Source organism: Rhodovulum sp. FJ3, from assembly GCF_032918305.1.
Classification (GTDB): Bacteria; Pseudomonadota; Alphaproteobacteria; order Rhodobacterales; family Rhodobacteraceae; genus SAT37.
On record NZ_JAWJUU010000001.1, the window covers coordinates 302030 to 327305 of the forward strand.

Below are 25276 nucleotides of genomic sequence, written 5' to 3' on the forward strand. Positions count from 1 at the left end.
GTAAAGTCCTAGATCAGATCCCGCGCGAGCTGAGCGAGGAGAGGGTCAGCGGCTGAACCAGCGGGGTCGAGCGCAGCGTCAGCTCTTCGGCGACGCGGGCCTTGACGTGATCGGTGATGCGGACCTTTTGGGTCTGGCCACGGCTCATCGCCTCAAGGGCGGCGGCCCCGCCAAGGGCGCGGAATTCCATCTCGATCAGGCGCGGCTCATCCAGACGTTCGCCGGTCTTGGCGTCACGCACCGTCAGGAAAAAGTGGATGTCATGGGTGCCGCCAATCGTATAGCGGGTCTTTTCGGTCAGGGCGTGGAACTTGGTCAGTTGGATATCAACGACAACATCACGGCCCGCATCAAACCCGGCTGCACCCAGTTCAACGGCGTTTTGCATGACCACGCGGACCTGCTCATAGCGGTTGCCCAGCGGATCCTCACGCCACACGATATCGGCGCGCGGTTTGAACGAGTTCGCCTCGGACACGGTCAGGGTCTCGGGGACCGTCGTGTTGATCTGAACAACGTTATAGGGCTCAGCCGGATAAAGTGTACCGTCCGCCTCAACCAATTCAGTGCCCAGCGGCGGCTCAACCGTAAAGGCGTTCCGCGACGCGGTAGACCCGCCATCAACGGTCATACAGCCCGATACCAGTGCGGCAGCACACAATGCAGAGAACACGCGAAACAGTTTCATTTTCAGCCTCCGATGACCGTTCTGGTCAAATTCGATTCGAATTATTTGCTCGATTTATTGGTTGTTTGCTTAATTGACGGTGAATTTGGGCGGAAATGTGGAGCAAACGCACCAAGATCAGGGCGATTGCACCTTTAGACGCGAGAGGCCCCTGCGATAATTCGGCACGGGGACCAAATGGCGGGTTTGCATAGTTAGCGCTAACGATTATAACGAACCCGAACTTATTAGCCCCCCAGAGGAAGCCAGGATGTCCCTGAATTCGATCATCGCCCAAGTCACCGAAGAGATCATCAAACGCTCAGAAGGTCCGCGCCGCGATTATCTCGACACGATGGAGCGTCAAGCCGAGGCCGGTGTGCGCCGCGCCCACCTGACCTGCGGGAACCAAGCGCACGCCTACGCCGCCATGGGTGAGGACAAGGGCGCATTGGTCGACGAACGCGCCCCCAATATCGGGATCGTCACGGCCTATAACGACATGCTGTCCGCGCATCAGCCCTTTGCGACCTACCCCGAGCTGATCAAGGCGACCGCGCGCACCGCGGGCGCAACCGCACAGGTCGCAGGCGGGGTTCCGGCGATGTGCGATGGCGTGACCCAAGGCCAGACCGGCATGGAACTGTCCCTGTTCTCGCGCGATGTGATCGCCCTCTCGGCAAGCGTCGCCCTCAGCCACAACACCTTTGACGCCGCGCTGTTTCTCGGGGTCTGCGATAAAATCGTGCCCGGTCTGGTGATGGCGGCCGCGGCTTTCGGCCATATCCCGTCGATCTTTTTGCCCGCAGGTCCCATGCCCTCGGGCCTGCCCAACGACGAAAAGGCCAAGGTGCGCCAGCAATTCGCCAAGGGTGAGATCGGGCGCAAGGAACTGATGGCCGCCGAAATGGCCTCCTACCACGGGCCGGGCACCTGTACCTTCTATGGCACGGCGAACTCGAACCAGATGCTGATGGAATTCATGGGCCTGCACCTGCCCGGCAGTTCCTTTGTCCCCCCCAACACGCCCCTGCGCGACGCGCTGACGGCGGCGGGTACCAAACGCGCGCTGGAGATCACCGCCTCTGGAAACGATTTCCGCCCTGCGGCGCGGGTGCTGGACGCCAAGGCCTTTGTGAACGGCATCGTCGGCCTGATGGCGACGGGCGGCTCGACCAACCTCGTGCTGCACCTGCCCGCCATGGCGCGCGCCGCCGGTATCATTCTGGACATCAGCGATTTCGCCAAAATCTCCGCCGCCGTCCCCCTGATGGCCAAGGTCTATCCCAACGGTCTGGCCGACGTGAACCACTTCCACGCCGCCGGCGGCCTGTCCTATATGATTGGCCAATTGCTGGACGCGGGCCTGTTGCACGACGACAGCGAAACGGTGATGGGCACGGGCCTCTCGGCCTATGCCGCCGACCCGCATCTGGGTGAGGACGGCCTGACATGGCACCCCGCCCCCGCCACATCGCAAAACGACAAGATCCTGCGCCCCGCCTCTGACCCGTTCCAACCGACCGGCGGCCTTGCGGCACTGGACGGCAACCTTGGCCGCGGCATGATCAAGGTCTCGGCGGTCGCCCCCGAACGTCAGACGATCACCGCCCCCGTACGCGTCTTCCATGACCAAGAGTCGGTCAAAACCGCGTTCAAAAACGGCGAATTCACCAGCGACACAATCGTCGTCGTCCGGTTCCAAGGCCCCAAGGCCAACGGCATGCCCGAACTCCACGGCCTGACCCCGACCCTCTCGGTGCTACAGGACCGCGGGCTCAAGGTCGCGCTGGTCACCGACGGGCGCATGTCCGGTGCCTCGGGCAAGGTTCCGGCGGCCATCCACCTCGCCCCCGAAGCGGCCCAAGGCGGCCCCATCGCCAAACTTCAGGACGGCGACATCGTCACCCTCGACGCCACCACCGGCACCCTCACCGTGCTGACCGAGGGCTTTGACGCCCGCACGCCCGTGACCGCCGACCTCTCGGCCAATACCACCGGCATGGGGCGCAACCTGTTTGAAACCTTCCGCCAATCGGTCACCCCCGCGACCGAAGGCGCGGTTTCGATCTTCTGAACACAAACGGGGCGGCCACTTGGACCGCCCCTTTTCATCTTGGCAAAAATACTCGCGCCGCAGGCGGTTTTGGCACAAAACCAATCCCCGCCCACCGCTCACTCGCCGTGCGGCTTTTTCCCCAAATGCTTGCGCAGACGCGACGGCGTCGATTTTTTCTTGTCTTTGTACGGGTTCTTATCCGACTGCGAGCGCAGCGTCAGACGGATCGGCGTCCCCGGCATGTCAAACGTCTCGCGCAACCCGTTGATCAGGTACCGGCGATAGCTCTCGGGCAGCTTTTCAGGGTGCGAACACATGACCACGAACCCCGGTGGACGGGTTTTCACTTGGGTCATATAGCGCAGCTTGATCCGTTTCCCGCCCGGTGCGGGCGGCGGGTGCACCTCTAGCATTCCGGTCAGCCAGCGGTTCAACCGCGCGGTGCTAACGCGGCGGTTCCAGATGTCATGCGCACGCATCACCGCGCCGTGCAGACGGTCCATACCGCGGCCCGTTTTGGCCGACACGGTGACCAAAGGCGCGCCCTTGAGCTGGGGCAAGAGACGCGCGAATTCCTCTTTCAGCTCTTTCAGCTTGTCCTGCTTTTCGTCCTCAAGGTCCCACTTGTTGACCGCGATGACGACGGCGCGCCCTTCGCGCTCTGCCAGATCAGCGATGCGCAGATCCTGCTGTTCAAACGGGATTTCCACGTCCAGCAAAACCACCACGACCTCGGCGAATTTGACCGCGCGCAGACCGTCGGACACCGACAGTTTTTCCAGCTTTTCCTGAACCTTGGCCTTTTTGCGCATCCCCGCGGTGTCCCAGATACGGGTCGGCGTGCCCTCCCAATCGAGGCTCAGGGAAATCGCGTCGCGGGTGATCCCGGCCTCGGGGCCGGTCAACAGACGGTCCTCACCGATAAGGCGGTTGATCAGGGTCGATTTACCCGCGTTCGGACGTCCGACTACGGCCACCTGCAACGGTTTCGCGGCGGTCGGCACGCGGGCGGCGCTGGCCTCTTTGCCGTCCTCGCCAAGGGTGATCTCCTCATCGCTGAGTTCATCATCCTCAAGGTCCAGATCGGTGTCGGGCGCGATTGCGGCGGCGCGCTTTTCGAACTCATCCGAAATCGGCAGCAACTGCGAATAGAGATCGTTCAGACCCTCGCCATGCTCGGCGGACAGGCGGATCGGTTCCCCAAGGCCAAGGGCATAGGCCTCAATCACACCGGCATCGGCCTTGGTGCCTTCGGCCTTGTTCGCGGCCAGAATGACCTTATCCGAACGACGGCGCAGGATGTCGGCGAAAATTTCATCCGTCGGCAGAACACCGGAACGGGCGTCGATCATGAACAGGCACACATCGGCCATATCGACGGCGCGCTCGGTCAGGCGGCGCATCCGCCCCTGCAACGAGTCATCCGTCGCGTCCTCAAGACCCGCCGTGTCGATCACCGTGAATCGCAGATCGCCCAGACGCGCCTCACCCTCGCGCAAATCGCGCGTCACGCCGGGCTGGTCGTCCACCAACGCCAAACGCTTGCCCACAAGGCGGTTGAACAATGTCGACTTGCCCACATTGGGACGGCCAACAATGGCTAGGGTAAAGGTCATTTCGAGCTCCGAAACACTTGCAAGGCGCCCGCTTACACCATTCGCGCCTTAACGGAAAGCGTGCAATTGCCCGTTTTGCGACACGATGTACAGGGTCTGATCGACGATCACGGGGTTGGTGCTGGCCCCGCCGGGGATTTCGGCGGTTGCGGTCAGGCTGCCATCCACGGGATCGAAATAGCGCAACAGCCCGTCGTTCGAGGCGACCAACACCTGACCACCGGCAATGACGGGACCGTAATGCGCGTAGATCTCTTTGAACTTCTTGGGCTTTTCTTTCAGGAAATAGGGCAGATCCACCGACCAGACCGTTTCCCCCGTGGCGCGATCCAGACGCACCAGACGCGCGTCGTCGGACACAAGGAAAATCGCATCCGCAATCGGGATGACGGGGCTATAGGCGCCCTCTTCGGCGGTCCAGATGCGTTCGCCGTTCGTGGCGTTCACGGCGGCCACGCGGCCCGATTGGGTCGCGGCATAGATCGTGCCGCCATCCACCACCGGATCGCCCGAGATATCGGTGATCGCCGCATAAACGCGGCCACGACGTTCACCCGACACGGCCGAGGCCCAGACGCGAATGCCGCTCTTGCGCAGGGTCGCGACCAGTTCGGACGAGCCGAACGGGAACACCGCCACGCGGTCGGTCAGCGCGGGCGCCGCGCCCCCGACCAGACCGGCGGGCGACGGGGTGCCGGGCAGTTGCCACAGGATGCGGCCCTCGGATGCCTCGATCGCCCATGCGCGGTTGTCGCGGCTGACCAGATAGATGATGCCATCGCGCACGGTCGGTGCGCCGGTGACGGCGGCGTCGGTGTCCTGGACCCACAGGGTTGCGCCCGTCGCCGCGTCCAGCGCGACCAGCGAGCCAAAGCCCGAGGTGGCATAGACCACGCCATCCACCACGGCCAGACCGCCACCCGTCGCGTCCTGCTGGCGTTCGCCAGCGGGCGTCAGGTTGGCCGACCACAGGGGCGCGCCGTTCATATCATGGGCCATCACGCCGCTCTGGGCGTCCAGCGTAAAGATACGCCCGTCCGCCACCACGGGATCGGCGGTGATGCGGTGCTTGCGCCCGTCACCTTCGCCGATATCGGCGGACCACAGACGGGTCGGCGCGGTAGAGAAAGTCAGGTGCGGCACAAGGTTCTGCGCGTTCAGCGACACTTGGGGCCAGGACGACACGTTTTGCGCGGCGGGCAGGTCGATGGCACGGGCGACGGGTTCAACGACCAGTTCGCCCTCATCGGTTTCGGTCACTTCGCCGCCGGTGGTATCTTCGGCGTCAACGGGGGCATCCAACAGGATGTCGCGCACGCCTTCGCGCGGGCCTTCAAGGATCAACTCGTCCTCGCCACAGGCCGCCAACAGCGCCAGCACTGCCAGTGCACTTACGGTTTGCGATAGTTTCACGACCCTCTGCCCCTTTATCACGGCGGGATCCCCACCCCGCCAATTTTTTGTCCCCGCACAAACGGATACGGGTGGTGTTACAGGGCGTCCTCTGCGCCCAGTGCCACAATCAACTGCGAGACGCGCTGACGCAAGCCCGCAGTCGCCTCAGCAGAGGCCACAATCGCGTTCAGGCGGTCAATGGCCGCTTGGGTGTTGCCCTCTTCGAGGTCAATCAGGGCCAGTTGTTCGGACGCCAGCATCGCAAAGACCTGACCGGCGGCGGACATCGGTTCGAGAATCGCGCGGCGTTCGGATGCGGGCATATCGGCCCCGCGCAGAATCACCAGCTTCAGGCGCGCCATCTGGCGATAGTTGTCAGGCGTGGCCGCATCGGTCGCCAGCGCCTCAAGCGCAGCTGCCGCCCCGTCAATATCGCCCGCCTCATAGAGTTCGTTCGAGCGCAGCATCGCCGCAACCGCTGAGGCCTCGCCGGTGACATCGGCCTCGGCCAGTGCGGCGGCGCGCGCCTCGGCGCTGTCCAGTGTCATTGCGGTCTGGATGGCGTTGCCTGCCTTTTCGGCGGCATCGCGTTCCTTGGCCTTTTGCCATTCGGAAAACGCCGCGCCACCAACCAGCAGAATCACAACCGAAATCCCGATCCAGCCATACCGCCGGAACACCGCAAACAGTTTGTCGCGGCGGACTTCTTCGTTCACTTCATCGATAAAACTGTCGGGATTGCTCATGTGCCTCTCTCCGCCCTGCACGGGCCAATCGGCCACGTCTTAACGCAGGCCCCGCCCCCTTGCCAAGCCCCGCAAGCCCAGACAGGCGGAAACAGGACAAGCAACACCTTGAAATGCAGATGCAGAATGCCTATTCTGAACTAGTCAGTTTAGGAAATTACTCTAGTATCAACTGAACGACCAATTTTCTTCTGCCGGCAGAATTTGAGGACCGGATGCGCATCACACCCTTTATCACCGCCGGCGTCGTTGGCACGGCTCTGTTTCTTGTTGTCATTAAACGCGACGCCGTCATGGAATTCGTGGGGGCATCCCCCGACACCGCGACCGAGGAAACCGTCGCGTCCGGTGATGGCGCGCCTGCCGCTGATGACGTTGTGCGCGTCCCCGTGATCGCGATCAAATCGACCGCGACGATGGTACCCGAAATCGTCCGCGTCCGTGGCCGGACCGAGGCCGCCCGTCAGGTAACCGTCCTTGCCGAAACCACCGGCACCGTTGCATCGGACCCGCTGCGCAAGGGGACGTTCGTTGAGGCCGGTCAGGTCATGTGCGAACTGAACCTCGGCACGCGCGGCGCCGCCCTTGCACAGGCCGAGGCGACCTTGATTGAGGCACAGGCCCGCCTGCCCGAGGCGCGTGCCCGTGTGATCGAGGCGCAATCGGCCCTGAGTGAGGCCCAGATCAACGACCGCGCCGCCGTGTCGTTGCAGGCAGACGGATACGCCTCGCAAACCCGCGTGGCCGCGACCGCCGCCGCCGTGTCCTCTGCCGAGGCCGCCGTCGAAACCGCCCGCGCCGGTCTTGAGGCCGCCCAAAGCGGCATTCGCGCCGCCGAGGCCGCCGTCGCCGTGGCGGAAAAAGAAATTGAACACCTTTCAATCAAGGCCCCCTTTGCGGGTGTCCTTGAAACCGACAGCGCCGAGTTGGGCGCGCTGTTGCAGGCCGGATCGCCCTGCGCCACCGTGATCCAGCTGGACCCGATCAAACTGGTCGGGTTCGTGCCGGAAACCGAGATGGACAAGCTGACCCTGAACGCCATGGCCGACGCGCATCTGGCCACCGGCAAACAGGTCGCGGGCGAAGTCACCTTCCTGTCGCGCAGCGCCGATGAGGCGACCCGCACCTTCCGTGTCGAGGTCGAAATCCCCAACCCCGACCTAAGCGTGCGCGATGGTCAGACGGTTGAAATGGTGCTGTCCTCGGGCGGGACCCAAGGGCACCTGCTGCCGCAATCGGCCCTGACGCTGGATGACAGTGGTCGGATCGGTGTGCGCTATATCGACGATCAGAACATGGCGATGTTCACACCGGTGAACCTGCTGCGGGACACGGTTGAGGGCGTCTGGCTGACCGGATTGCCGGAACAGGCCGATGTAATCATCGTCGGTCAGGAATACGTCACCGACGGCATCCCCGTCGCCCCCAGCTATGAGGGTCTTGGTCAATGACGGGCATCATCGACTGGGCGGCCAAACACGCCCGAATGGTTCTGGCCTTTGTGGTGCTCTCGCTATTGGCGGGGGCATTGTCCTATGCGGGCCTGCCCAAAGAGGGCGAGCCTGACATCGAAATCCCCGCGATTTTCGTCTCGGTCCCCTTCCCCGGTATTTCCGCCGAGGACGCGGAAAAGCTGTTGGTTAAGCCGATGGAGACCGAACTGGCCGATCTCGACGGGCTGAAATCCATGTCCGGCACCGCCGAAGAGGGCTATGCCGGTGTCGCGCTGGAGTTCGAATTCGGCTGGGACAAGACCAAAATCCTGGCTGATGTGCGCGATTCCATGAACACCGCCGAGGGTCTTTTCCCCGAGGGGGCCGAGGATTACACCGTCAACGAGGTGAACTTTAGCGAATTTCCCATCGTCATCGTCAACATGACCGGTGCCGTGCCGGAACGCACGCTGCTGCGCTATGCCAAGGACCTGCAGGACCGCCTTGAGGGGCTGGAGCCGGTGCTTGAGGCGGGTCTCGCCGGTCACCGCGACGAGATGCTTGAGGTGCTGATCGACCCCTTGCGCCTTGAGGCCTATAACGTCACCGCCGCCGAACTGATCGGGGCCGTAACGCAAAACAACCAGTTGATCGCGGCAGGTGAGGTCGAGACGCAGGGCGGTGCCTTTGCGGTCAAAATCCCCTCGTCCTTTGATGACCCGCAGGACGTTTATAACCTGCCCGTCAAAACCAACGGCGACCGCGTGGTCACCATGGGCGATCTGGCCGAAATCCGTCTGACGTTCGAGGACCGCACCGGCACCGCCCGTTTCAACGGCGAATCCACCGTGGCCCTACAGGTCGTCAAACGCAAAGGGTTCAACATCATCGACACCGTCGCCCTTGTCCGCGAAGAGGTCGAGGCGGCGCGCCAGACATGGCCCGAAGAGATGAAGAACGCCGTCACCCTTGGCACCTCTCTGGACCAGTCCAAGACCATCAAATCCATGGTGCAACAGCTGGAGGGCTCGGTCCTGACGGCGATTGCACTGGTGATGATCGTGGTGCTGGCGTTTCTCGGGACGCGCTCGGCGCTGTTGGTGGGGTTTGCGATCCCGACCTCGTTCCTGCTGTGCTTTGTTCTGCTCGGGATCATGGGCGTGTCGATTTCCAACATCGTGATGTTCGGCCTGATCTTGGCCGTGGGGATGTTGGTCGATGGCGCGATTGTGGTCGTGGAATACGCCGACCGCCGCATTGATGAGGGCGCAGGCCCCATGGCCGCCTTTACCGAGGCCGCCAAGCGCATGTTCTGGCCGGTGGTCAGTTCGACCGCGACGACGCTGTGCGCCTTCCTGCCGATGCTGTTCTGGCCCGGTGTGCCGGGGGAATTCATGGGCATGCTGCCCGTCACCATCATCTTTGTTCTGGGCGCGTCCCTGATCGTCGCGCTGATCTATCTGCCGGTTCTGGGCGGTGTATCCGGTCGTTTCTCACGCTTGATCGACCATGGCGCGGCGCATCTGATGGGCCTGCCGTTGTGGGCGCGCGTGGCGATGGTGCCGGTGACCCTGTACATCGCGTTCCTTGGCGCGCTGATGACGCTGAACCCCGCCTATCTGTCGGGCGGCCCTGCCCCCGTGGGCGCGGGCCCCTTGGCCGCATTGCCCGGTGTCATCCTGTTCTGTGTGGGCGCCGCCCTATCGTCGCTGACCCTGACCGCCGCCACCCCGCCGCGTCGGGAAAAGCGTATCCGCGCGGGCTATCGCCGGACCTTGTTCGGGCGGTTTATCCACATGATCGCGGGCAACCCTGTGATGCCGGTTGTGACGATTGCAGTGGTGATCGGCTTTGTGATCAGCGTGTTCATCGCCTTTGGCAAAAGCCAGACACCCGTCGAATTCTTTGTCGAAAGCGAACCGGAACAGGCCATCGTCTATGTCCGTGCGCGCGGGAACCTGTCGCTGGACCAGCAAGACGCCCTTGTCATGCGGGTCGAAGAACGGGTGCTGCAACATCCGGGCATCGAGAGCGCCTTTGCCTTTGCGGGCAATGGCGGGCTGAACAACAACACCGGTGGGGCGCAACCGCCCTTGGACACCATCGGCCAGATCCAGATGGAACTGACCCCGTGGGAGGACCGCAAGGACGACCCCGCGTTGGATGGCAACGTCGTGCTGGATGAAATTGAGGCCAGCCTACAGGACCTGCCGGGGATCAAGACCGAGATCTTGGAACTGTCGCGCGGGCCTGCGTCCGCGAAACCGGTGCACCTGCGCCTGAAGGGCGACAATTGGGACGACCTATTGCAGGCGACTGCGATGGTGCGCACCAAGTTTGAAGGCACGACCGCCCTTGCCGATATCGAGGACACCCTGCCCCTGCCGGGGATCGATTGGCAATTGGACGTGGATGTGGAACAGGCGGGCCGGTACGGCGCGGACGTGACCGCCGTGGGCGGCATGGTTCAGCTTGTGACGCGCGGGTTGCTGCTTGATACGATGCGGGTGCCCAGCTCGGACGAGGAAATCGAAATCCGCGTGCGCCTGCCCGAAGATGACCGCGTCCTGTCGACGCTGGACACGCTCAAGGTCCGAACCGGCGATGGTCTGGTGCCGCTGTCGAACTTTGTCACGCGCGAACCGGTCGCGAAACTGGGCCGGATCAGCCGGATCGACCAGAAACGCTATTTTGACGTCAAGGCCGCCGTGGACCCCGGTCTGACGACCGAGGACGGCACGCCCATCAACCCGAACGAACGGATCGCGACGCTGACACAATGGCTGAACACCGAGGCGGAGTTGCCTGCGGGGATCACATGGGAATGGACCGGCGATCAGGAAGATCAGGAAGAAAGCGGCGCGTTTCTGGGTCAGGCCTTCCTTGGCGCGCTGGGGTTGATGTTCATCATCCTGCTGGCACAGTTCAACAGCATCTATAACTCAATTCTGGTGCTGATCGCGGTGGTTCTGTCGACCACGGGCGTGTTGATCGGGATGATGGTCATGGGTCAGTCGTTCTCGATCATCATGACCGGCACGGGGATTGTCGCGCTGGCAGGGATCGTGGTGAACAACAACATCGTTCTGATCGACACCTATCAGGAATTCAGCGCCTATATGCCCCGCATCGAGGCGATTGTACGCACCGCAGAACAGCGTATCCGCCCCGTTCTGTTGACCACGGTCACGACGATGGCCGGTCTGGCGTCAATGATGTACGGGCTGAGCTTTGACTTTATCAACGGCGGCTATAGCATCGACAGCCCGACCGCCCTGTGGTGGAAACAGCTGGCCACGGCGGTGGTGTTCGGCCTTGGGATCGCGACGATTCTGACGCTGGTGTTTACGCCGTCTCTGTTGGCGCTGCGGGTCTGGTGGGGGATCATCTGGCGCGCCGTGTGGCGTCGTGTGTCGGCCACGCTGGGCGGCACGGCAAGTGCGGCGGCGGGCGACATGGCCCTGTCGCGTGCGGCGCGCAAGACCAACGTACCCGATGTCCTGTGGACCGAGCTCAGGGATTTCGAAACCCCGTCGAACCGCCCTGCCCCCGAGGTCGCCGAGGCCCCGCGCAAGGCAGGCCCGAGCGGCGATCTGCAGGCGGCGGAATAGACCCGCGCGTTTCGCCCATAACCCAATTGAAAAGGGCCCGGATTTCCGGGCCCTTTGTTGTTTCAGTGGGTTTGGCGCGCCGGTGTCAGGCCGCGTCCTGATCCGACTGCTGGCGCTGCCACAGGGCGGCATAGCGCCCGCCACGGCGCAAGAGGTCGGCATGCGTGCCGTGTTCGGCCACCTGACCGTCTTGCAGGACGATGATTTCATCTGCGTCCACAATCGTTGACAGGCGGTGCGCGATCGAGACCACCGTGCGGCCCTGTCCCATTGCCTGTAGCTCGGTCTGGATGGACGCCTCGGTCTCGCTGTCCAGCGCACTGGTCGCCTCATCCAGCAAGAGGATCGGCGGGTTCTTGAGCAGGGTGCGGGCGATGCCGACGCGCTGTTTCTCGCCACCGGACAGTTTCAGGCCGCGTTCGCCCACGGTTGTCTCATAACCATCGGGCAGCGAGGCGATAAAGTCGTGGATTTTCGCCGCACGCGCCGCCGCCTCGACCTGAGCGCGGGTGGCCTCGGGATTGCCGTAGGCGATGTTGTAATAGATCGTGTCGTTGAACAGGACCGTGTCCTGCGGCACCACCCCGATGGCGGAATGCAGGCTGTCCTGTGTGACATCGCGCACGTCCTGCCCGTCGATCAGAACCTGCCCCGCGTTCACGTCATAGAACCGGAACAGCAGCCGCCCGATGGTCGATTTCCCCGACCCCGACGGCCCGACCAGCGCGACGGTTTTACCCGCAGGCACCGTAAGCGACACGCCCTGCAGGATCGGGCGCACGTCGTCATAGCCAAACACCACATCGCGCAGTTCGACCGTCCCGCCCGTGACGTTCAACGCGGGGGCGTTCGGTTTATCATTCACTTCGGCCGGTTGTTCGAGCAGTTCGAACATCTCGCCCATATCGACAAGCGACTGGCGGATTTCGCGGTAGACCGTCCCGAGAAAGTTCAGCGGCATGGTGATCTGGATCATGTAGGCGTTGACCATGACGAAATCCCCGACCGTCAGGGCCCCGTCGCGCACGCCCATCGCCGCCATCACCATCACCGCGACTAGGCCTGCCGTGATCAAAAACGTCTGGCCAAAGTTCAGCATGGCCAGCGAATAAGAGGTCTTGATCGCGGCCTCTTCATAGCCTTCCATCGCGGCGTCATAGCGCCGTGCCTCACGCGCTTCGGCCCCGAAATATTTGACCGTTTCAAAGTTCAGCAGGCTGTCGATGGCCTTTTGGTTGGCGTCGGTGTCCTGATCGTTCATCTGGCGGCGGATGCGGACGCGCCATTCGGTGACCTTGAACGTGAACTGCACATAGGCCCAGATCGTCAGAACCACCACGGCCAGATAGCGCGCGTCAAACACCGTGTAAAAGATCACCGCGACCAACAGCAGTTCCAGTGCCAGCGGGCCAATCGAAAACAGCATAAACCGCAACAGGAACGCGACGCCCTTGACCCCGCGTTCAATGATGCGGGACAGGCCACCGGTTTTGCGCGTGATGTGAAACCGCATCGACAGGCGGTGGATGTGCTGAAACGTCTCCAGCGCTAGCATCCGCAGCGCCCGTTGCGCCACGCGCGCAAAGACCACGTCGCGCAGCTCCTGAAAGCCGACGTTCATGATCCGCGCCATGCCATAGGCCACCGTCAGACCGACCGCGCCCACGCCCATGGTCCATGCGGCATCCGCCGAGCCCTCGCCCGACAAGGTGTCGACGGCGGCCTTATAGAGAAACGGCATGCCGACCGAAATCACCTTGGCCACGACCAACAGAGCCAGGGCCGCCACGACCCGCACCTTGACCCCGCGATTGTCACGCGGCCACAGGTACGGCCCAACCCGCAGGATGGTGCGCCAGGCCTGAGCCCGTTCGATTTTCGCGATTTCGGCTGCGCTGCGGTGGTTCGGCGACATGGGCTATCCGTCCAAAAACAAAGTGGCGCGACCCTAAGGCGCGCCACGGGGAAAGGCCACCCCCGGCGGGGATGGCCGATGTGTGTGGGTTACTGGTCCAGCGCGGGAACCTCGAACACCTGACCGGGATAGATCAGGTCGGGATCGCGGATCAGGGACTTGTTCGCCTCATAGACTTTGACGAACAGCATACCGTCGCCATAGCTCTCGCGCGCGATCCCCCACAGGGTAAAGCCCGGTTGAACCGTGACGGCGCTGACCTGTGTGGCGGCGGGGGCATCGGCGGCATCCTCGGCCGGTGCCGGTGCGGCAGCGATCAGATCGGCGGCGGCCTCACGCTTGAACGGGGTTTCGAACCGCGACACGACGGTGCCGTTCGCGTCGACCTCATCTGCGCGCAGGGTGTAGGTGCCCGCCGCGATCGCATCGCTGCTGAGCTCCCACGTGCCGTTTTCCGAAACGGGGACCGTCGCGATCAAGCCGTTGTCCAGATAGAGGCGCACGAAATTGCCCGGCACGCCCGTGCCCGACAGGTTCACCGCGCCATCGGCCCCATAGGTGATTGCGCCGACGCTGACCTCGGTCGGGGTGTCGCCACCGGTTTGCAGAACCTTGACCCCGTCCTCATCCGCCAACAACACGGTCGGTGCGGCCGGTTCAGCCACGGCAGCCTCGGTCGTGTCGGTGGCCGGTTGGGCCTCATCGCTCGGCGTGTTCAGTGCGGCAACGACGTCTCCGGCGGCTTCGGCGGTCTCTGTCAGGGCGGCCACAACATCACCGGCGGCCTCGGCCACAGCGTCCGCACCTTCCGCGGCCTCAGAGGCGATGCCTTCAACCGTGCTTGCGACCACATCCGTAGCGGCCTCGGCGGTCTCTTCGACCGTTTCAGCAGCATCGGCCACGGCTGTTTCCACCGTGGTTTCAACGGCATCGGCGGTGTCGGTCGCGGTCTCGGCCAAGGTCGGCGCGACAACAGGCTGCGACGGGGCAAGGATCACATTGGCCGCGCTCTGGATCGGCTCATCGCCATCGACGCTGAGGGTCACAACACGCGCAGCGTCCGAGGTCGGCACGTCGAACAGCGCGGCAAATTTGCCCTGCGCGTCGGATTTGGTTGAAGCAAAAACCTCACCATCCAGCAAGACCTCAACCGTGCTATCGGGCGCGGCGGTGCCTGCGACAATCGCCTGCCCCTCGGCGTCTACACGCACCACATCAAATGCGGGCACGATCACCTCGGCAACGGCCTCGGCTGCGGTTTCGGCAACCTCTTCGGCAGCGGTTTCAGCCGCCTCTGCGACCTCTTCAACGGCGGTCTCAACCGCTTCTTCAACCTCGGCGATGGCCTCGGCAACCGGCTCTTCCACAACCGGTTCTTGGACCTCTGCCACCTCGGCCTCTGCGGGCGCGGGTGTCGCTTCGGCCTCAGCCACAGCCGTTGTTTCGGTCGGTGTCTCGACGGGCGCCTTGACGACCTCTTCTTGGTCCCCTGCCTCGTTCAGCGGCCCGCGCAGTGCGAACAGCCCGCCAAACAGCAGCACAATAATTGCAACCGCGTAGCCAATCACGCGGGATTTCGGTGCGTTTTTGTCACCAGTTTCCATTCTTTCGTCCCCCTGCGCAGACCGCCTTCCGGCCGCGCTTGCGGGACAATATCAACACGGCTATCACGGGTCCAGAACCACAGGACCAAGGTGCACCATGGCTGATTATTCCCGTTCAATCTGTGTCTTTTGTGGCTCGCGCGACGGTGTACGCCCCGAATATGGGCAAATGGCCGAAGAAACCGGCCGCCTGATAGCGCAAAATGGCTGGCGTCTGGTCTATGGCGCGGGCGATGTCGGCCTGATGGGGCGCGTGGCGCGCACGGCCCAAGATGCGGGCGGCAATACCTTCGGGGTCATCCCCGTCCACCTGTTTCAGCGCGAGGTCGGCAAGCGCGACCTGTCCACCTTTGTCATCACCGAAAACATGCATGAGCGTAAAAAGGTCATGTATATGAATTCGGACGCGATCGTGGTCCTGCCCGGTGGCGCGGGGACGCTGGACGAGTTTTTCGAGGTCCTGACATGGCGTCAGCTGGACCTGCATGACAAGCCGATCATCCTGCTGAACACCGCTGGCTACTGGACCCCGCTGATCGAGCTGATCGATCACTACATCGCCCAAGGCTTTGCCGAGGCCAGCATGCGCGATTTCATCACCACCGCCGACACGCCGGACGATCTGATCGCCCAGCTGTCAACGGCGCTGTCCTAAGCCTCAGGTCATCCGCTCCAGCGCGATCGCGGTGGCCTCGCCCCCGCCGATGCAGAGCGACGCCATGCCCCGACGCAGGTCGTTCTGCGCCATGGCGGCCAGCAGGGTCACCATGATCCGCGCGCCCGACGCCCCGATGGGATGACCAAGCGCACAGGCCCCGCCGTGGATGTTCACCTTATCCGCAGGCAGGTCCAGATCATGCATCGCGGCCATGGGGACAACGGCAAAGGCCTCGTTGATCTCGAACAGATCGACGTCCTTCAGGTGCCAGCCGGTTTTATCCGCCAGTTTCTGCATCGCGCCCACCGGCGCGGTGGTGAACAGTGCAGGCGCCTGCGCATGGGTCGCATGACCGGTGATCTTGGCCAGCGGGGTCAGGCCGCGCGCCTCAGCCTCGGACAGGCGCATCATGACCAAGGCCGCCGCCCCGTCCGAAATCGACGATGAGTTCGCCGCCGTCACTGTGCCGTCCGCGCGAAACGCCGGCTTCAACTGCGGGATCTTGTCGGGCCGCGCGGCACCGGGTTGTTCATCCGTATCCACCACCTGATCGCCCTTGCGGGATTTTACGGTGACCGGAGTGATCTCACCGGCGAAAGACCCGTTCGCAATGGCCTCCTGCGCGCGGGCCAAGGATCGCAACGCATAGTCATCCTGCGCCTCGCGGCTAAAGTTATAAGTACCCGCGCAATCCTCGGCAAAGGTGCCCATCAGGCGGCCCTTGTCATAGGCGTCCTCAAGCCCGTCCAAGAACATATGATCAATCACCTGCCCATGACCCAACCGCGCACCGCCGCGCATCTTGGGCAACAGATAGGGCGCATTGGTCATGCTCTCCATCCCACCTGCAACGGCGACACGCGCACTGCCCGCTAACAACAGATCGTGTGCAAACATCGCGGCCTTCATGCCCGAGCCGCACATCTTGTTTACGGTGCTCGCCCCCGAGGACAAAGGCAACCCCGCGCCCAAGGTCGCCTGCCGCGCCGGTGCCTGCCCCTGCCCTGCCGGCAGGACACAGCCGAACACGACCTCTTCGACATCATCGCCTGACACACCCGCCCGCGATAACGCCGCCGAAATCGACGCCGCCCCAAGGTCGGAGGCATTCACCCCGGACAGCGCCCCCTGAAACCCGCCCATAGGCGTGCGTGCCATGCCGACAATTACGATTGGATCCTCTGCGCTCATCCTGTCCTCCCCTGCAGTGTCGCGAGGTCAGCTTACGCCGCCCCGCCGCAATCACAACAGAGATGGGAAAGGCGGAACGCTACGTCACGCCCCCAAACGCCGCGCAGAACCAAGCGTCGGATTTTGAGTATTTAAACAAGGTGAAGCTTCATCTTGGTCCAAATACTCAAACTTGCCCGCAGGGCAAAAGAAAACCGCCCCGTGCAAACGGGGCGGTCCTGTTCAATTCCGTCGATGCGGCGGGGGTTTAGCCCAGACGCGATGCAACGTTTTCCCAGTTGACCAGTTTCTCAAGGAAGTTGGTCAGGTAGGCGGGACGCTTGTTGCGGAAATCGATGTAGTAGGAGTGTTCCCACACGTCACAGCCCAGCAGCGCGGTTTGACCAAAGCACAGCGGGTTCACGCCGTTTTCGGTTTTGGTGACTTTCAGGCCGCCATCGGTGTCTTTGACAAGCCAGCACCAGCCCGAGCCGAACTGACCTGCGCCAGCGGCGGCGAATTCTTCTTTGAAGGCGTCGACCGAGCCAAAGCTTTCGGTGATGGCTTTTTCCAGCTCACCGGGCATGGCGTCGCCGCCCGGGCCCATCATTTCCCAGAACTGCATGTGGTTCCAGTGCTGGGACGCGTTGTTGAAGATGCCGTTCTGGGCGACTGCGCCGGCTTGGTAGGTGCCTTTGACGATGTCTTCCAGCGACTTGCCTTCCCACTCGGTGCCAGCGATCAGTTTGTTGCCGTTGTCCACATAGGCCTTGTGGTGCAGGTCGTGGTGGTATTCCAGCGTCTCTTGCGACATGCCGAGATCGGCCAGAGCGTCGTGGGCGTAGGGAAGGTCGGGAAGTTCAAAAGCCATTGGGGCCCCCTGTTCATTTCAAATTCGTTTCTGGTGAATAACTGGTCTGCGCAGCCCTTGGCGTCAAGGGATTTTGCGCCGGAAACCGTTGATGCGCGGCGAGTGTGCTGTGATGCGCAGGTCGGGCAGTCGCCCCGCCCCTGTGCGGGGGCGGAGACGTGGGATTGAGTATTTGGGCCAAGATGAAGAGGCGTGGCCCAAGAGCGCATTACCCGTTGTCGCGGGGCAGATCGGGCAGTTCGATTGTGATATCCGGTTCGTCCTGCGCCGGCACGTCACCGCCGAAATAGAGATAGGCAAAAATGCCAAGTGCAAGCACGACCGCGCCGAGGATAAAGGCGAGGAAGGTGGTGGACGAGGTCGAAGCGGTGTTGGTGGAATCGGCCATTGGGGCCTCCTGTCATTCGTTAAACTGTGTTCGCTGGATCAACGCCTGTCTGGGAAAAGAGTTCCCCATTGTGTCATTCGGGATCAAAATCGCGTCACAGGCGCGACACGATGCAGCCCCCTTGCAGTTCGGTCTTTTTAATGGGGGCGAGAGCGATTACACCCTGTTGGACAAACAGAGGAAGCGCGCATGATTTTCTGGCTGATTGCCTGTGCCTTGGCGGTTTTGGTGACCTTGGTTTTTGTTCTGGCCCTGCGAAAGGGACAGGCCATTGCCGAGGACAACGCCCAATATGACATCCGTGTCTACAAGGATCAGTTGTCCGAGGTCGAAAAGGATCTGGCGCGCGGTATTCTGAGCGAGGAGGACGCTGAACGCACGCGTCTGGAAATCTCGCGCCGTATTCTGGAGGCCGACCGCGCCGCGTCCGAACGCGTTGAGACTGGGCGCGGATCGCGCACCGGCACGATTGTGGGCGTTGTGATCTGTGCCGCGATTGTGGTCGGCGGCAGTGTGGCCATTTACGCGCGCTATGGCGCGCCGGGTTATCCCGACATGCCCCTGTCGGCGCGGATTGCCGCCGCAGATGAGGTGCGCGCGACCCGCCCCACACAGGCCGAGGCCGAAGAGCAATTGCCGGTTGGCACCCCCGCCCCCGAGGCGTCCGAGGAATTCCTGACCTTGCTGGAGCAGCTGCGCCGCGTTGTGGCCGAGCGCCCGAATGATCCCCAAGGTCTGGCCCTGTTGGCGCGCAACGAGGCGGCGATGGGCAATTTCAAAGACGCCTATGCGGCCCAGTCGCGTCTGATCGCCATCAAGGGCGACGAGGCCACGCCCAGCGATTTTGCCGATCTGGCCGATATGATGATTTTGGCCGCTGGTGGCTATATCTCGCCCGAGGCCGAGGCCGCGTTGAACGCCGCGCTCGAGCGCCAGCCGCGCAATGGCGTGGCGCGCTATTACATGGGTCTGTTGCAGGCGCAGGTCGGGCGGTTTGATCTGGCGTTTCAGACGTGGCGCGGATTGCTTGAAGAATCCACGCCCAACGCCCCGTGGATCCCCGCGATCCGTCAGGGTCTGCCGGAATTGGCGTTCCGCGCCGGTGTGAACTATGAACTGCCCGCCTTGGTGGCGCAGACACCCGCCCTGCGTGGTCCCGACGCCGCCGCGATTGAGGCCGCCGGAGACATGAGCGCCGAGGACCGTCAGGCGTTCATCCGCAACATGGTCGAGCAGTTGAACGACCGTCTGGCGTCCGAGGGCGGTAGCGCGCAGGAATGGGCGCAATTGATCGGTGCCCTGTCGACTTTGGGCGAGAGTGAGCGCGCGCAGGCGATCTATGCTGAGGCGTTGAATGTCTTTGCCGAGGACGCGGCCAGCCTGTCGCTGATCCGGTCGGCGGGGACAAGCGCGGGGTTGTCTGAATGAGCGTCTTCGAAGATCTGGCCGAGTTTGCGCCGGAAACACCAGCGTTCAGCGCGCTGATGGGGCTGGACCTTGGGACCGTGACCATTGGCGTTGCCGTGTCCGACCGGATGCGCGGCGTGGCAAGCCCGCTTGAGACCGTCAAGCGTAAGAAATTCGGCGTCGATGCGGCGCGTCTGTTGGAACTGGTGGCCGAGCGTGAGGTCGGGGGAATTATCCTTGGCCTGCCGCGCAACATGGATGGGTCTGAGGGGCCGCGCGCCCAATCGACCCGTGCCTTTGCGCGAAACCTGTCGCGCCTGACCGAGGTGCCCATTACGTTTTGGGACGAACGCCTGTCGACCGTGGCCGCCGAACGCGCGCTGCTCGAGGCCGACACGTCCCGCCGTCGCCGGTCCGAGGTGATCGACCATGTGGCGGCCGGTTTTATCCTACAGGGCGCGCTGGACCGGCTGCGCCATCTGGGAGGGGTCTGAATGTCCGATACACCCGTGTGGCGGCGCGATGAAATCCAATCGCCCTGCATCAATATCTGTGTGATCCATCCCGAAAGCCGCCTGTGCACCGGATGTTTGCGCAGCATCGACGAAATCACCGCGTGGTCCAAGATGACCAATGGCGAACGCGCCGATATCATGGCCGCCCTGCCCGCCCGCGAAGACCAGCACAAGGTTCGTCGTGGCGGTCGTGAGGCACGGTTGAAACGCCGCAAACCCGCCGCGTAATTACGCCTGTCCCTGCCACGGCACACAGGCGTCGCCGTCCGGCGTGCTGATGCAGACCTGATCGGCCTTTGCGGTTTGCTCTGCCGTGTCACAGCACAGGGCGTGCGGCCCCGGCTCATAAACGTGAAATCCGATCCCGATCAAAACGGCCAAGATGATCTGTTTCATTGTCCCTGTTCCCTTTGGTTACAGGGTCAAACGCAGGGGCCCGCGTTTTCCGTCGAAAAAAGATTGGCTTAGGTCAGGAAAACTTTGCGCAGCATGTTCAGCGCGACCACGATGATGAAGAACGCAAAGAACCGTTTCAACGGTTTGGGGTCCATCGCATGGGCCAAACGCGCGCCCAAGGGGGCAGTCATCAAGGTCATGCAGATCACGATCAAAAATGCGGGCAGGTTCACCGCGCCTACGGTAAAGGGCGGGCGGAATTCCGACGGGATCGGCACGAACAGGAACGCGATGACAGAGGGCAGCGCGATCAACACGCCAAAGCCCGCCGCAGTCGCCACCGCCTTGTGGATCGGACGGCCATAGAGGGTCATGGTCGGCACCGCGAACGAGCCGCCCCCGATCCCCATCAGCACCGACAAAAACCCGATCATCCCCGACAGAACAGCGCGCACGGGGCCAACGGGCATATCGTCGGCCAAACGCCAGCTTGCCTTACCAAAGGCCAGATAGAGACCGATGAACACGCCAAGGAACCCGAAAATCCCTTGCAAAACAACGGACCGCAGGTTCGAGGCGACCAGAACACCGACCACCGCGCCAATCACGATACCCGGTGCCCAGCCGCGTAAAACGTCCCAATCCACCGCGCCCTTGCGGTTGTGGCTGAGAACCGAGCGCATCGAGGTCACGATGATCGTCGCCAGCGAGGTCGCCAGACAGATCTGCATCACGAAAGGCCCACCAAAGCCCAGCGCCGTGAACGTATAGAAAAACGCAGGCACAAGGACGATACCGCCCCCCACACCCAAGAGGCCCGCCAGAACACCGGCGACCGCCCCGATCACCAACAAGAGCGGTACAAGCGTCAGCAACAGTGCGGGATCATCCATGGTCTTTCCTCCTCTGGCCCCCGTTGCGGGGCGCGTCCTTTGGCGCACATAGCGCCAAGCGGATCAGAAATCCAGCACCTCTGGCGCAATATGCGCCATGGCCGCGTCCAGAACCTCTAGGCCCGCGCCTTTGGCATGGGCGCCCTCGGACAGGGTGCGCCGCCATCCCCGCGCGCCTGGCTGTCCCGCGAACAGGCCGAGCATATGGCGCGTGATTGAATGCAACCGCCCGCCGTTTTGCAGGTGATCCGCGATATAGGGGCGCATGCCGTCCAGCACCTGCCGCCGTGTGACGCGGTGATCATGGCCATAGACGCGCCGATCAGCGTCCAAAAGGATATCGGCCGGCTGATGATAGGCCGCGCGCCCGTACATGACGCCGTCCAGACCGTTTTCCAGATGCGGCAGACCTGCGTCCAACGTGTCGATCCCGCCGTTGATCGAGATATGCAGATCGGAAAACTCACGCTTCATCGCGTGCACCAGATCATAGTCCAGCGGCGGAATATCGCGGTTTTCCTTGGGGCTGAGCCCCTGAAGCCACGCCTTGCGCGCATGGATCGTCACGCGGCGCACTCCGGCGGCGCGAATGGTGCTCAGGAACGCGGGCAAAACGTCTTCGGGCACCTGATCATCGACGCCGATCCGGCATTTTACCGTGACCTCGACGGGTGATTTCGCCTGCATCTCGGCACAGCACTCTGCGACCAATTCGGGCGTCTTCATCAACACGGCCCCAAAGCTGCCCGATTGCACACGGTCCGACGGGCAGCCGACGTTCAGGTTCACCTCATCATAGCCGTGATCGACACAGATCGCCGTCGCCGCCGCCAGTTCCGCAGGATCGGACCCGCCAAGCTGTACCGCCACCGGATGTTCGGCGGCGTCATAGTCCAACAAATGCACCGCCCCACCCCGCACCAGCGCAGGCGCAGTCACCATTTCGGTGAACAACAAGGCCTGCGTCGACATCAGGCGATGGAAGTACCGGCAATGACGGTCGGTCCAATCCATCATCGGCGCCACGCTCAGGCGGGCGTTGAATTGAAGTTTAGTGTTGGTCGTCTGCGTCACTGCTTTTCTCCGCTTCCGGCATCGCGACACAGTAGGGATACAACTGTGCGTACCTTCCTATGTAATCGTCTGTGCCCAAGTGGTTTGACGTCCGATATGAGAAGAATAGCTCGGTGCGCAAGTCCACTAAGGTTTTTCGCGACTTTGCCTTGGCAGCTTCGGCGCACGCTGCAGCGGACCCCCAGTAGCTGTACCCGTGGAAACTGCTTGCGAACGCGAGAATCGCTTTGCGATCACCGATTTCCGGCAAAACACTCAATTGGAGGTCATTCATTCGCGCTCTCCCGACGCTGTAGGCGTACATTTCTGTATGTCTTGGTGTGAAGTCCGTGTGATGCACGGCACAGCGCGCAGTCAAGCCGCCTTTTTGCCTGTAAAGCATCACGTTTTCAAGGAAGGACACCATGATCATGGTTCCTCTTGCAACACTTCGCACACCTTTCAGTGCATGTGTTTTCCGTCCGTCGCTCTGGCATCCGAAACAGGGGGGCGGTTCGGCTTGACACGCAGCATCCGTCTGCGAGAACGTGCGTTCGGACAATAGGTTGGCGTTTGCGGCAGGGGCGCAGCCTTGTGAGTTGTGTTTGAGTTAATTAGCCCGATGCCGACCAACTTCTGAATTAAGAGCCATGTCAACGAACCTGATACGTAGCGGAATTGCCGCCATGGCCGTAAAATTGTCCGCGGCCGGGCTCTCTTATTTGATGTTCGTGGTTCTGGCGCGCTGGCTTGGGGCCGATGACTATGGGCAATATGCCTCGGCTTTTTCGGCGGGAACGTTTCTGAGCTATGTGATGCTCGCCGGATTGAATTCGGAAATTTTGCGACGTTTGCCCGCCCTTGAGGGCGACAGCGGTTCCAGCGGCGCGCGGCGGGTATTTCTGGCCACCGCGCTGCGAGGACAGGCGCTTGCCCTTTTGGTTGTTGGGGCCATCGGCATGCTTGTCGCGCTTGCGGCTTATGTGCTGGGCAGCGCGGGTTGGGGCAAAATGATCCTGCTCGCGATCGGTTTTGGCGCGGCTCTGGCGCTTGCCGAGTTTCTTGCATCCGTCTTCCGCGCGCTTGGCGCCGTGAATATCGCCCTTGTTCCGCGTGACATGCTCTGGCGAATATTGTTGATCGGCACTGTTGCAGGGCTTGCGGCACTGGGCACCTCGCCAAGTCTGGCGTTGGCAGCGACGCTGTCGATTGTCCTTCTGTTACTGTCGCTGGCCGTCCAGATCCTTGCCGGACGCCGTTTGTTGCCGCCAAAGGGCGACACAAGTTCGAAAACCCAAATCACGGAGCAAACCACACCGCGCGGCCTGATCTGGGATGCGCGTTGGTTGGCCGTGGCGGCGCTTGCCTCGAACCTGCTGCAACCTCTTGGGGTCGTGGTGGTGGGGGCGGTGCTGTCCTATAGCGACAGCGGGCTGTTCTTTGCCGCACAGCGCACCGCCGCCCTGCTCAGCCTGCCGCTGCTGGCGATGAACATGATCGGCGCGCCACAGATCGCCCGCGCATGGAGCAAGAGCGGCACGCAAGAGGTACAGCGCATCTGCACCCACATCGCCCTTGTGGCCTCGGCAGGAACCGCGGTGGGTTTCCTGATCGTTCTTGGCCTCTCGGGGCAGCTTTTGGGGATCTTCAACCCCGCCTACAGCGATGGTGGACTGGTTCTGATCATCCTCGCTTTTGGCAATATGCTCAATAGCCTAGCGGGCGCCTCGGGCAACGTGATGATGATGACCGGCCATGCCAGACAATTGGTCTTTCTTTCGGCAATTGGCCAAGGCAGCGGCCTCGTGCTCGTGTTGCTCGGTGGATATTTCTGGAGTATTGAGGGGGCTGCTATCGGCGAGGCACTCGGGATCCTAATAGTGAATGCCGCCATCATTGTCTGGGCGCGCTCAAAGTTGAAAATTGACCCGTCCGTCTTGTCCATCGTGAGAAAGTAAATGCAAGTAAACAGACCAGATTTTGTTATTCCTGGTGCCATGAAGGCCGGTACGACGGCCGTTGCAGATATCCTTGCTGAAATTCCCGGAATTGGGTTTTCTGTCCCGAAAGAGCCGGGCTTTCTCATGCGGCACGACTACGAGCAGGAAAACCCCGGCAGCGTCCCATTCACCCCCGACCGCCTTGACGATCTTTATTCCGCCTGCTTTCGCGCGGCCCCTGTCGGCGCTCTGACGGGCGAGGCCACCGTTGCCTATTTCACCGACGAGACCAGCCCTGAAATTCTGGTCGCCCGAAACCCCGAGGTAAAGGCGATCATCCTGTTGCGCGACCCAGCCAAGCGGGCGTTTTCCGGCTATTCCTATTGCCGCAGCATCTATTTCGAACCCGCCGAAACATTGGATGCCGCGCTGGCGCAGGAACTCGAGGGGGCACGGGACCGGTTCTGGCCGACGTTGCGCCACATGCATTATTCCGATTACCCCCAACATTTGCGGCGCTGGAAGACCCAGCTCAAGGCGGGGCATCTGTTGATCCTCGAATTCGAAGACTTCATCGCCAACCCCAAAGATGGCATTGACCGGATTTGCGCGTTTCTCGGCATCGAGGCGCCGGAGGTGCTTCCGACCAAGGAGCGCTCTAATGTCACTGTGGTGCTCGACAGCCCCCTCAAACGGGCGGTGATGAAAATTCTACACAGCCGTAATGGGCTGAAATCCATTGTGAAACCGCTGCTTCCGGGTCGTTTCCGCGAAAAGCTGAAGGTGCGCATCCAAGACCGCCTTGCCGCCGGACAGGAAAAACCGGAGCCCATGAGCGCGTGGTGCAAGGAAACCCTGAATGCCCGCTTTGCAGGGATGCAGACCGTGCTGGCCGAGGAATTCGACTTTCACCCGCAGCACTGGACCTCGGGAAAATAG

General features: G+C 62.4%; 22 protein-coding genes. 9 read left to right on the plus strand and 13 right to left on the minus strand.

Going from position 1 to position 25276, the window contains the following annotated elements; all coding sequences use genetic code 11:
* Positions 1–13: 13 nt before the first annotated feature.
* Positions 14–688: a DUF6778 family protein gene (locus R1W00_RS01460; protein WP_317260935.1), complete on the minus strand. Its 675-nt coding sequence runs from the start codon at positions 686–688 to the stop codon at positions 14–16.
* 250 nt (positions 689–938) lie between these two features.
* Between R1W00_RS01460 and edd the strand changes: the two genes are divergently transcribed.
* The gene (edd, locus tag R1W00_RS01465; protein WP_317260936.1) at positions 939–2744 is read left to right on the plus strand and encodes a phosphogluconate dehydratase; all 1806 of its coding nucleotides are present in this window, start codon (positions 939–941) and stop codon (positions 2742–2744) included.
* Between the two features lie 98 nt (positions 2745–2842).
* On the opposite strand, the gene der is transcribed toward edd, so the two are convergent.
* The 3 genes from der to R1W00_RS01480 all read right to left on the minus strand — a co-directional run bounded on the left by der (position 2843) and on the right by R1W00_RS01480 (position 6483).
* Positions 2843–4342 carry a ribosome biogenesis GTPase Der gene (gene der / locus R1W00_RS01470; protein ID WP_317260937.1) on the minus strand — a complete coding sequence of 500 codons (1500 nt, stop codon included), beginning with the start codon at positions 4340–4342 and terminating at the stop codon, positions 2843–2845.
* Between the two features lie 48 nt (positions 4343–4390).
* Entirely contained in the window at positions 4391–5755 is a 1365-nt protein-coding gene (locus R1W00_RS01475) for a PQQ-like beta-propeller repeat protein (RefSeq protein WP_317260938.1), read from the minus strand.
* Between the two features lie 77 nt (positions 5756–5832).
* Positions 5833–6483 carry a tetratricopeptide repeat protein gene (locus R1W00_RS01480; RefSeq protein WP_317260939.1) on the minus strand — a complete coding sequence of 217 codons (651 nt, stop codon included), beginning with the start codon at positions 6481–6483 and terminating at the stop codon, positions 5833–5835.
* A 215-nt stretch (positions 6484–6698) separates the two neighbouring features.
* Here R1W00_RS01480 and R1W00_RS01485 point away from each other — a divergent pair, with 215 nt between their 5' ends.
* Together R1W00_RS01485 and R1W00_RS01490 are read left to right on the plus strand one after the other, a co-directional pair.
* Entirely contained in the window at positions 6699–7934 is a 1236-nt protein-coding gene (locus tag R1W00_RS01485) for an efflux RND transporter periplasmic adaptor subunit (protein WP_317260940.1), read from the plus strand.
* Complete coding sequence (locus R1W00_RS01490) at positions 7931–11527, plus strand: efflux RND transporter permease subunit (protein WP_317260941.1); 3597 nt, start codon at positions 7931–7933, stop codon at positions 11525–11527. Before R1W00_RS01485 ends, R1W00_RS01490 begins: the two co-directional genes overlap by 4 nt.
* An 85-nt stretch (positions 11528–11612) precedes the next feature.
* Here the strand turns inward: R1W00_RS01490 and R1W00_RS01495 are convergent, their stop codons facing one another.
* Together R1W00_RS01495 and R1W00_RS01500 are read right to left on the minus strand one after the other, a co-directional pair.
* Positions 11613–13442: an ABC transporter ATP-binding protein/permease gene (locus tag R1W00_RS01495; protein ID WP_317260942.1), complete on the minus strand. Its 1830-nt coding sequence runs from the start codon at positions 13440–13442 to the stop codon at positions 11613–11615.
* A gap of 89 nt (positions 13443–13531) precedes the next feature.
* On the minus strand, positions 13532–15046 hold the full coding sequence (locus R1W00_RS01500) for a LysM peptidoglycan-binding domain-containing protein (RefSeq protein ID WP_317260943.1): 1515 nt from the start codon (positions 15044–15046) through the stop codon (positions 13532–13534).
* A 97-nt stretch (positions 15047–15143) separates the two neighbouring features.
* On the opposite strand from R1W00_RS01500, the gene R1W00_RS01505 reads away from it, so the two are divergent.
* A complete protein-coding gene (locus tag R1W00_RS01505; protein ID WP_317260944.1) occupies positions 15144–15701 on the plus strand; it encodes a TIGR00730 family Rossman fold protein in 558 nt (185 codons plus the stop codon).
* A 3-nt stretch (positions 15702–15704) separates the two neighbouring features.
* On the opposite strand, the gene R1W00_RS01510 is transcribed toward R1W00_RS01505, so the two are convergent.
* The 3 genes from R1W00_RS01510 to R1W00_RS01520 all read right to left on the minus strand — a co-directional run bounded on the left by R1W00_RS01510 (position 15705) and on the right by R1W00_RS01520 (position 18133).
* Positions 15705–16895, minus strand: coding sequence for an acetyl-CoA C-acyltransferase (locus tag R1W00_RS01510; protein WP_317260945.1), 1191 nt, complete (start codon positions 16893–16895; stop codon positions 15705–15707).
* A 247-nt stretch (positions 16896–17142) separates the two neighbouring features.
* A complete protein-coding gene (locus tag R1W00_RS01515) occupies positions 17143–17745 on the minus strand; it encodes a superoxide dismutase (protein ID WP_317260946.1) in 603 nt (200 codons plus the stop codon).
* A 208-nt stretch (positions 17746–17953) separates the two neighbouring features.
* Positions 17954–18133, minus strand: a complete 180-nt coding sequence (locus R1W00_RS01520; RefSeq protein ID WP_317260947.1) for a hypothetical protein — start codon at positions 18131–18133, stop codon at positions 17954–17956.
* Positions 18134–18322: 189 nt separating this feature from the next.
* Between R1W00_RS01520 and ccmI the strand changes: the two genes are divergently transcribed.
* From ccmI to R1W00_RS01535, 3 genes are read left to right on the plus strand one after another with little or no spacing between them, the layout of a single operon-like run.
* Positions 18323–19561 carry a c-type cytochrome biogenesis protein CcmI gene (gene ccmI / locus R1W00_RS01525; RefSeq protein WP_317260948.1) on the plus strand — a complete coding sequence of 413 codons (1239 nt, stop codon included), beginning with the start codon at positions 18323–18325 and terminating at the stop codon, positions 19559–19561.
* The gene (gene ruvX, locus R1W00_RS01530; RefSeq protein WP_317260949.1) at positions 19558–20034 is read left to right on the plus strand and encodes a Holliday junction resolvase RuvX; all 477 of its coding nucleotides are present in this window, start codon (positions 19558–19560) and stop codon (positions 20032–20034) included. Before ccmI ends, ruvX begins: the two co-directional genes overlap by 4 nt.
* Positions 20035–20283: a DUF1289 domain-containing protein gene (locus R1W00_RS01535; protein ID WP_317260950.1), complete on the plus strand. Its 249-nt coding sequence runs from the start codon at positions 20035–20037 to the stop codon at positions 20281–20283. It begins immediately after the preceding gene.
* On the opposite strand, the gene R1W00_RS01540 is transcribed toward R1W00_RS01535, so the two are convergent.
* From R1W00_RS01540 to R1W00_RS01555, 4 genes are all read right to left on the minus strand, one after another.
* On the minus strand, positions 20284–20451 hold the full coding sequence (locus tag R1W00_RS01540; protein WP_317260951.1) for a hypothetical protein: 168 nt from the start codon (positions 20449–20451) through the stop codon (positions 20284–20286).
* A 68-nt stretch (positions 20452–20519) separates the two neighbouring features.
* Positions 20520–21344, minus strand: a complete 825-nt coding sequence (locus R1W00_RS01545; protein WP_303963611.1) for a sulfite exporter TauE/SafE family protein — start codon at positions 21342–21344, stop codon at positions 20520–20522.
* A 63-nt stretch (positions 21345–21407) separates the two neighbouring features.
* A complete protein-coding gene (gene dusA / locus R1W00_RS01550) occupies positions 21408–22361 on the minus strand; it encodes a tRNA dihydrouridine(20/20a) synthase DusA (protein WP_317261589.1) in 954 nt (317 codons plus the stop codon).
* A 34-nt stretch (positions 22362–22395) separates the two neighbouring features.
* Complete coding sequence (locus R1W00_RS01555; RefSeq protein ID WP_317260952.1) at positions 22396–22830, minus strand: hypothetical protein; 435 nt, start codon at positions 22828–22830, stop codon at positions 22396–22398.
* 217 nt (positions 22831–23047) lie between these two features.
* On the opposite strand from R1W00_RS01555, the gene R1W00_RS01560 reads away from it, so the two are divergent.
* A complete protein-coding gene (locus R1W00_RS01560; RefSeq protein ID WP_317260953.1) occupies positions 23048–24355 on the plus strand; it encodes a lipopolysaccharide biosynthesis protein in 1308 nt (435 codons plus the stop codon).
* Positions 24356–25276 carry a sulfotransferase domain-containing protein gene (locus R1W00_RS01565; RefSeq protein ID WP_317260954.1) on the plus strand — a complete coding sequence of 307 codons (921 nt, stop codon included), beginning with the start codon at positions 24356–24358 and terminating at the stop codon, positions 25274–25276.

Bases quoted from the DNA above. Each gene is read 5' to 3' on its own strand.
- R1W00_RS01460 (WP_317260935.1), bottom strand. From the start codon at position 688: ATGAAACTGTTTCGCGTGTTCTCTGCATTGTGTGCTGCCGCACTGGTA.
- edd (WP_317260936.1), top strand. From the start codon at position 939: ATGTCCCTGAATTCGATCATCGCCCAAGTCACCGAAGAGATCATCAAA.
- der (WP_317260937.1), bottom strand. From the start codon at position 4,342: ATGACCTTTACCCTAGCCATTGTTGGCCGTCCCAATGTGGGCAAGTCG.
- R1W00_RS01480 (WP_317260939.1), bottom strand. From the start codon at position 6,483: ATGAGCAATCCCGACAGTTTTATCGATGAAGTGAACGAAGAAGTCCGC.
- R1W00_RS01485 (WP_317260940.1), top strand. From the start codon at position 6,699: ATGCGCATCACACCCTTTATCACCGCCGGCGTCGTTGGCACGGCTCTG.
- R1W00_RS01490 (WP_317260941.1), top strand. From the start codon at position 7,931: ATGACGGGCATCATCGACTGGGCGGCCAAACACGCCCGAATGGTTCTG.
- R1W00_RS01495 (WP_317260942.1), bottom strand. From the start codon at position 13,442: ATGTCGCCGAACCACCGCAGCGCAGCCGAAATCGCGAAAATCGAACGG.
- R1W00_RS01500 (WP_317260943.1), bottom strand. From the start codon at position 15,046: ATGGAAACTGGTGACAAAAACGCACCGAAATCCCGCGTGATTGGCTAC.
- R1W00_RS01505 (WP_317260944.1), top strand. From the start codon at position 15,144: ATGGCTGATTATTCCCGTTCAATCTGTGTCTTTTGTGGCTCGCGCGAC.
- R1W00_RS01510 (WP_317260945.1), bottom strand. From the start codon at position 16,895: ATGAGCGCAGAGGATCCAATCGTAATTGTCGGCATGGCACGCACGCCT.
- R1W00_RS01515 (WP_317260946.1), bottom strand. From the start codon at position 17,745: ATGGCTTTTGAACTTCCCGACCTTCCCTACGCCCACGACGCTCTGGCC.
- R1W00_RS01520 (WP_317260947.1), bottom strand. From the start codon at position 18,133: ATGGCCGATTCCACCAACACCGCTTCGACCTCGTCCACCACCTTCCTC.
- ccmI (WP_317260948.1), top strand. From the start codon at position 18,323: ATGATTTTCTGGCTGATTGCCTGTGCCTTGGCGGTTTTGGTGACCTTG.
- ruvX (WP_317260949.1), top strand. From the start codon at position 19,558: ATGAGCGTCTTCGAAGATCTGGCCGAGTTTGCGCCGGAAACACCAGCG.
- R1W00_RS01535 (WP_317260950.1), top strand. From the start codon at position 20,035: ATGTCCGATACACCCGTGTGGCGGCGCGATGAAATCCAATCGCCCTGC.
- R1W00_RS01540 (WP_317260951.1), bottom strand. From the start codon at position 20,451: ATGAAACAGATCATCTTGGCCGTTTTGATCGGGATCGGATTTCACGTT.
- R1W00_RS01545 (WP_303963611.1), bottom strand. From the start codon at position 21,344: ATGGATGATCCCGCACTGTTGCTGACGCTTGTACCGCTCTTGTTGGTG.
- dusA (WP_317261589.1), bottom strand. From the start codon at position 22,361: ATGATGGATTGGACCGACCGTCATTGCCGGTACTTCCATCGCCTGATG.
- R1W00_RS01555 (WP_317260952.1), bottom strand. From the start codon at position 22,830: ATGATCATGGTGTCCTTCCTTGAAAACGTGATGCTTTACAGGCAAAAA.
- R1W00_RS01560 (WP_317260953.1), top strand. From the start codon at position 23,048: ATGTCAACGAACCTGATACGTAGCGGAATTGCCGCCATGGCCGTAAAA.
- R1W00_RS01565 (WP_317260954.1), top strand. From the start codon at position 24,356: ATGCAAGTAAACAGACCAGATTTTGTTATTCCTGGTGCCATGAAGGCC.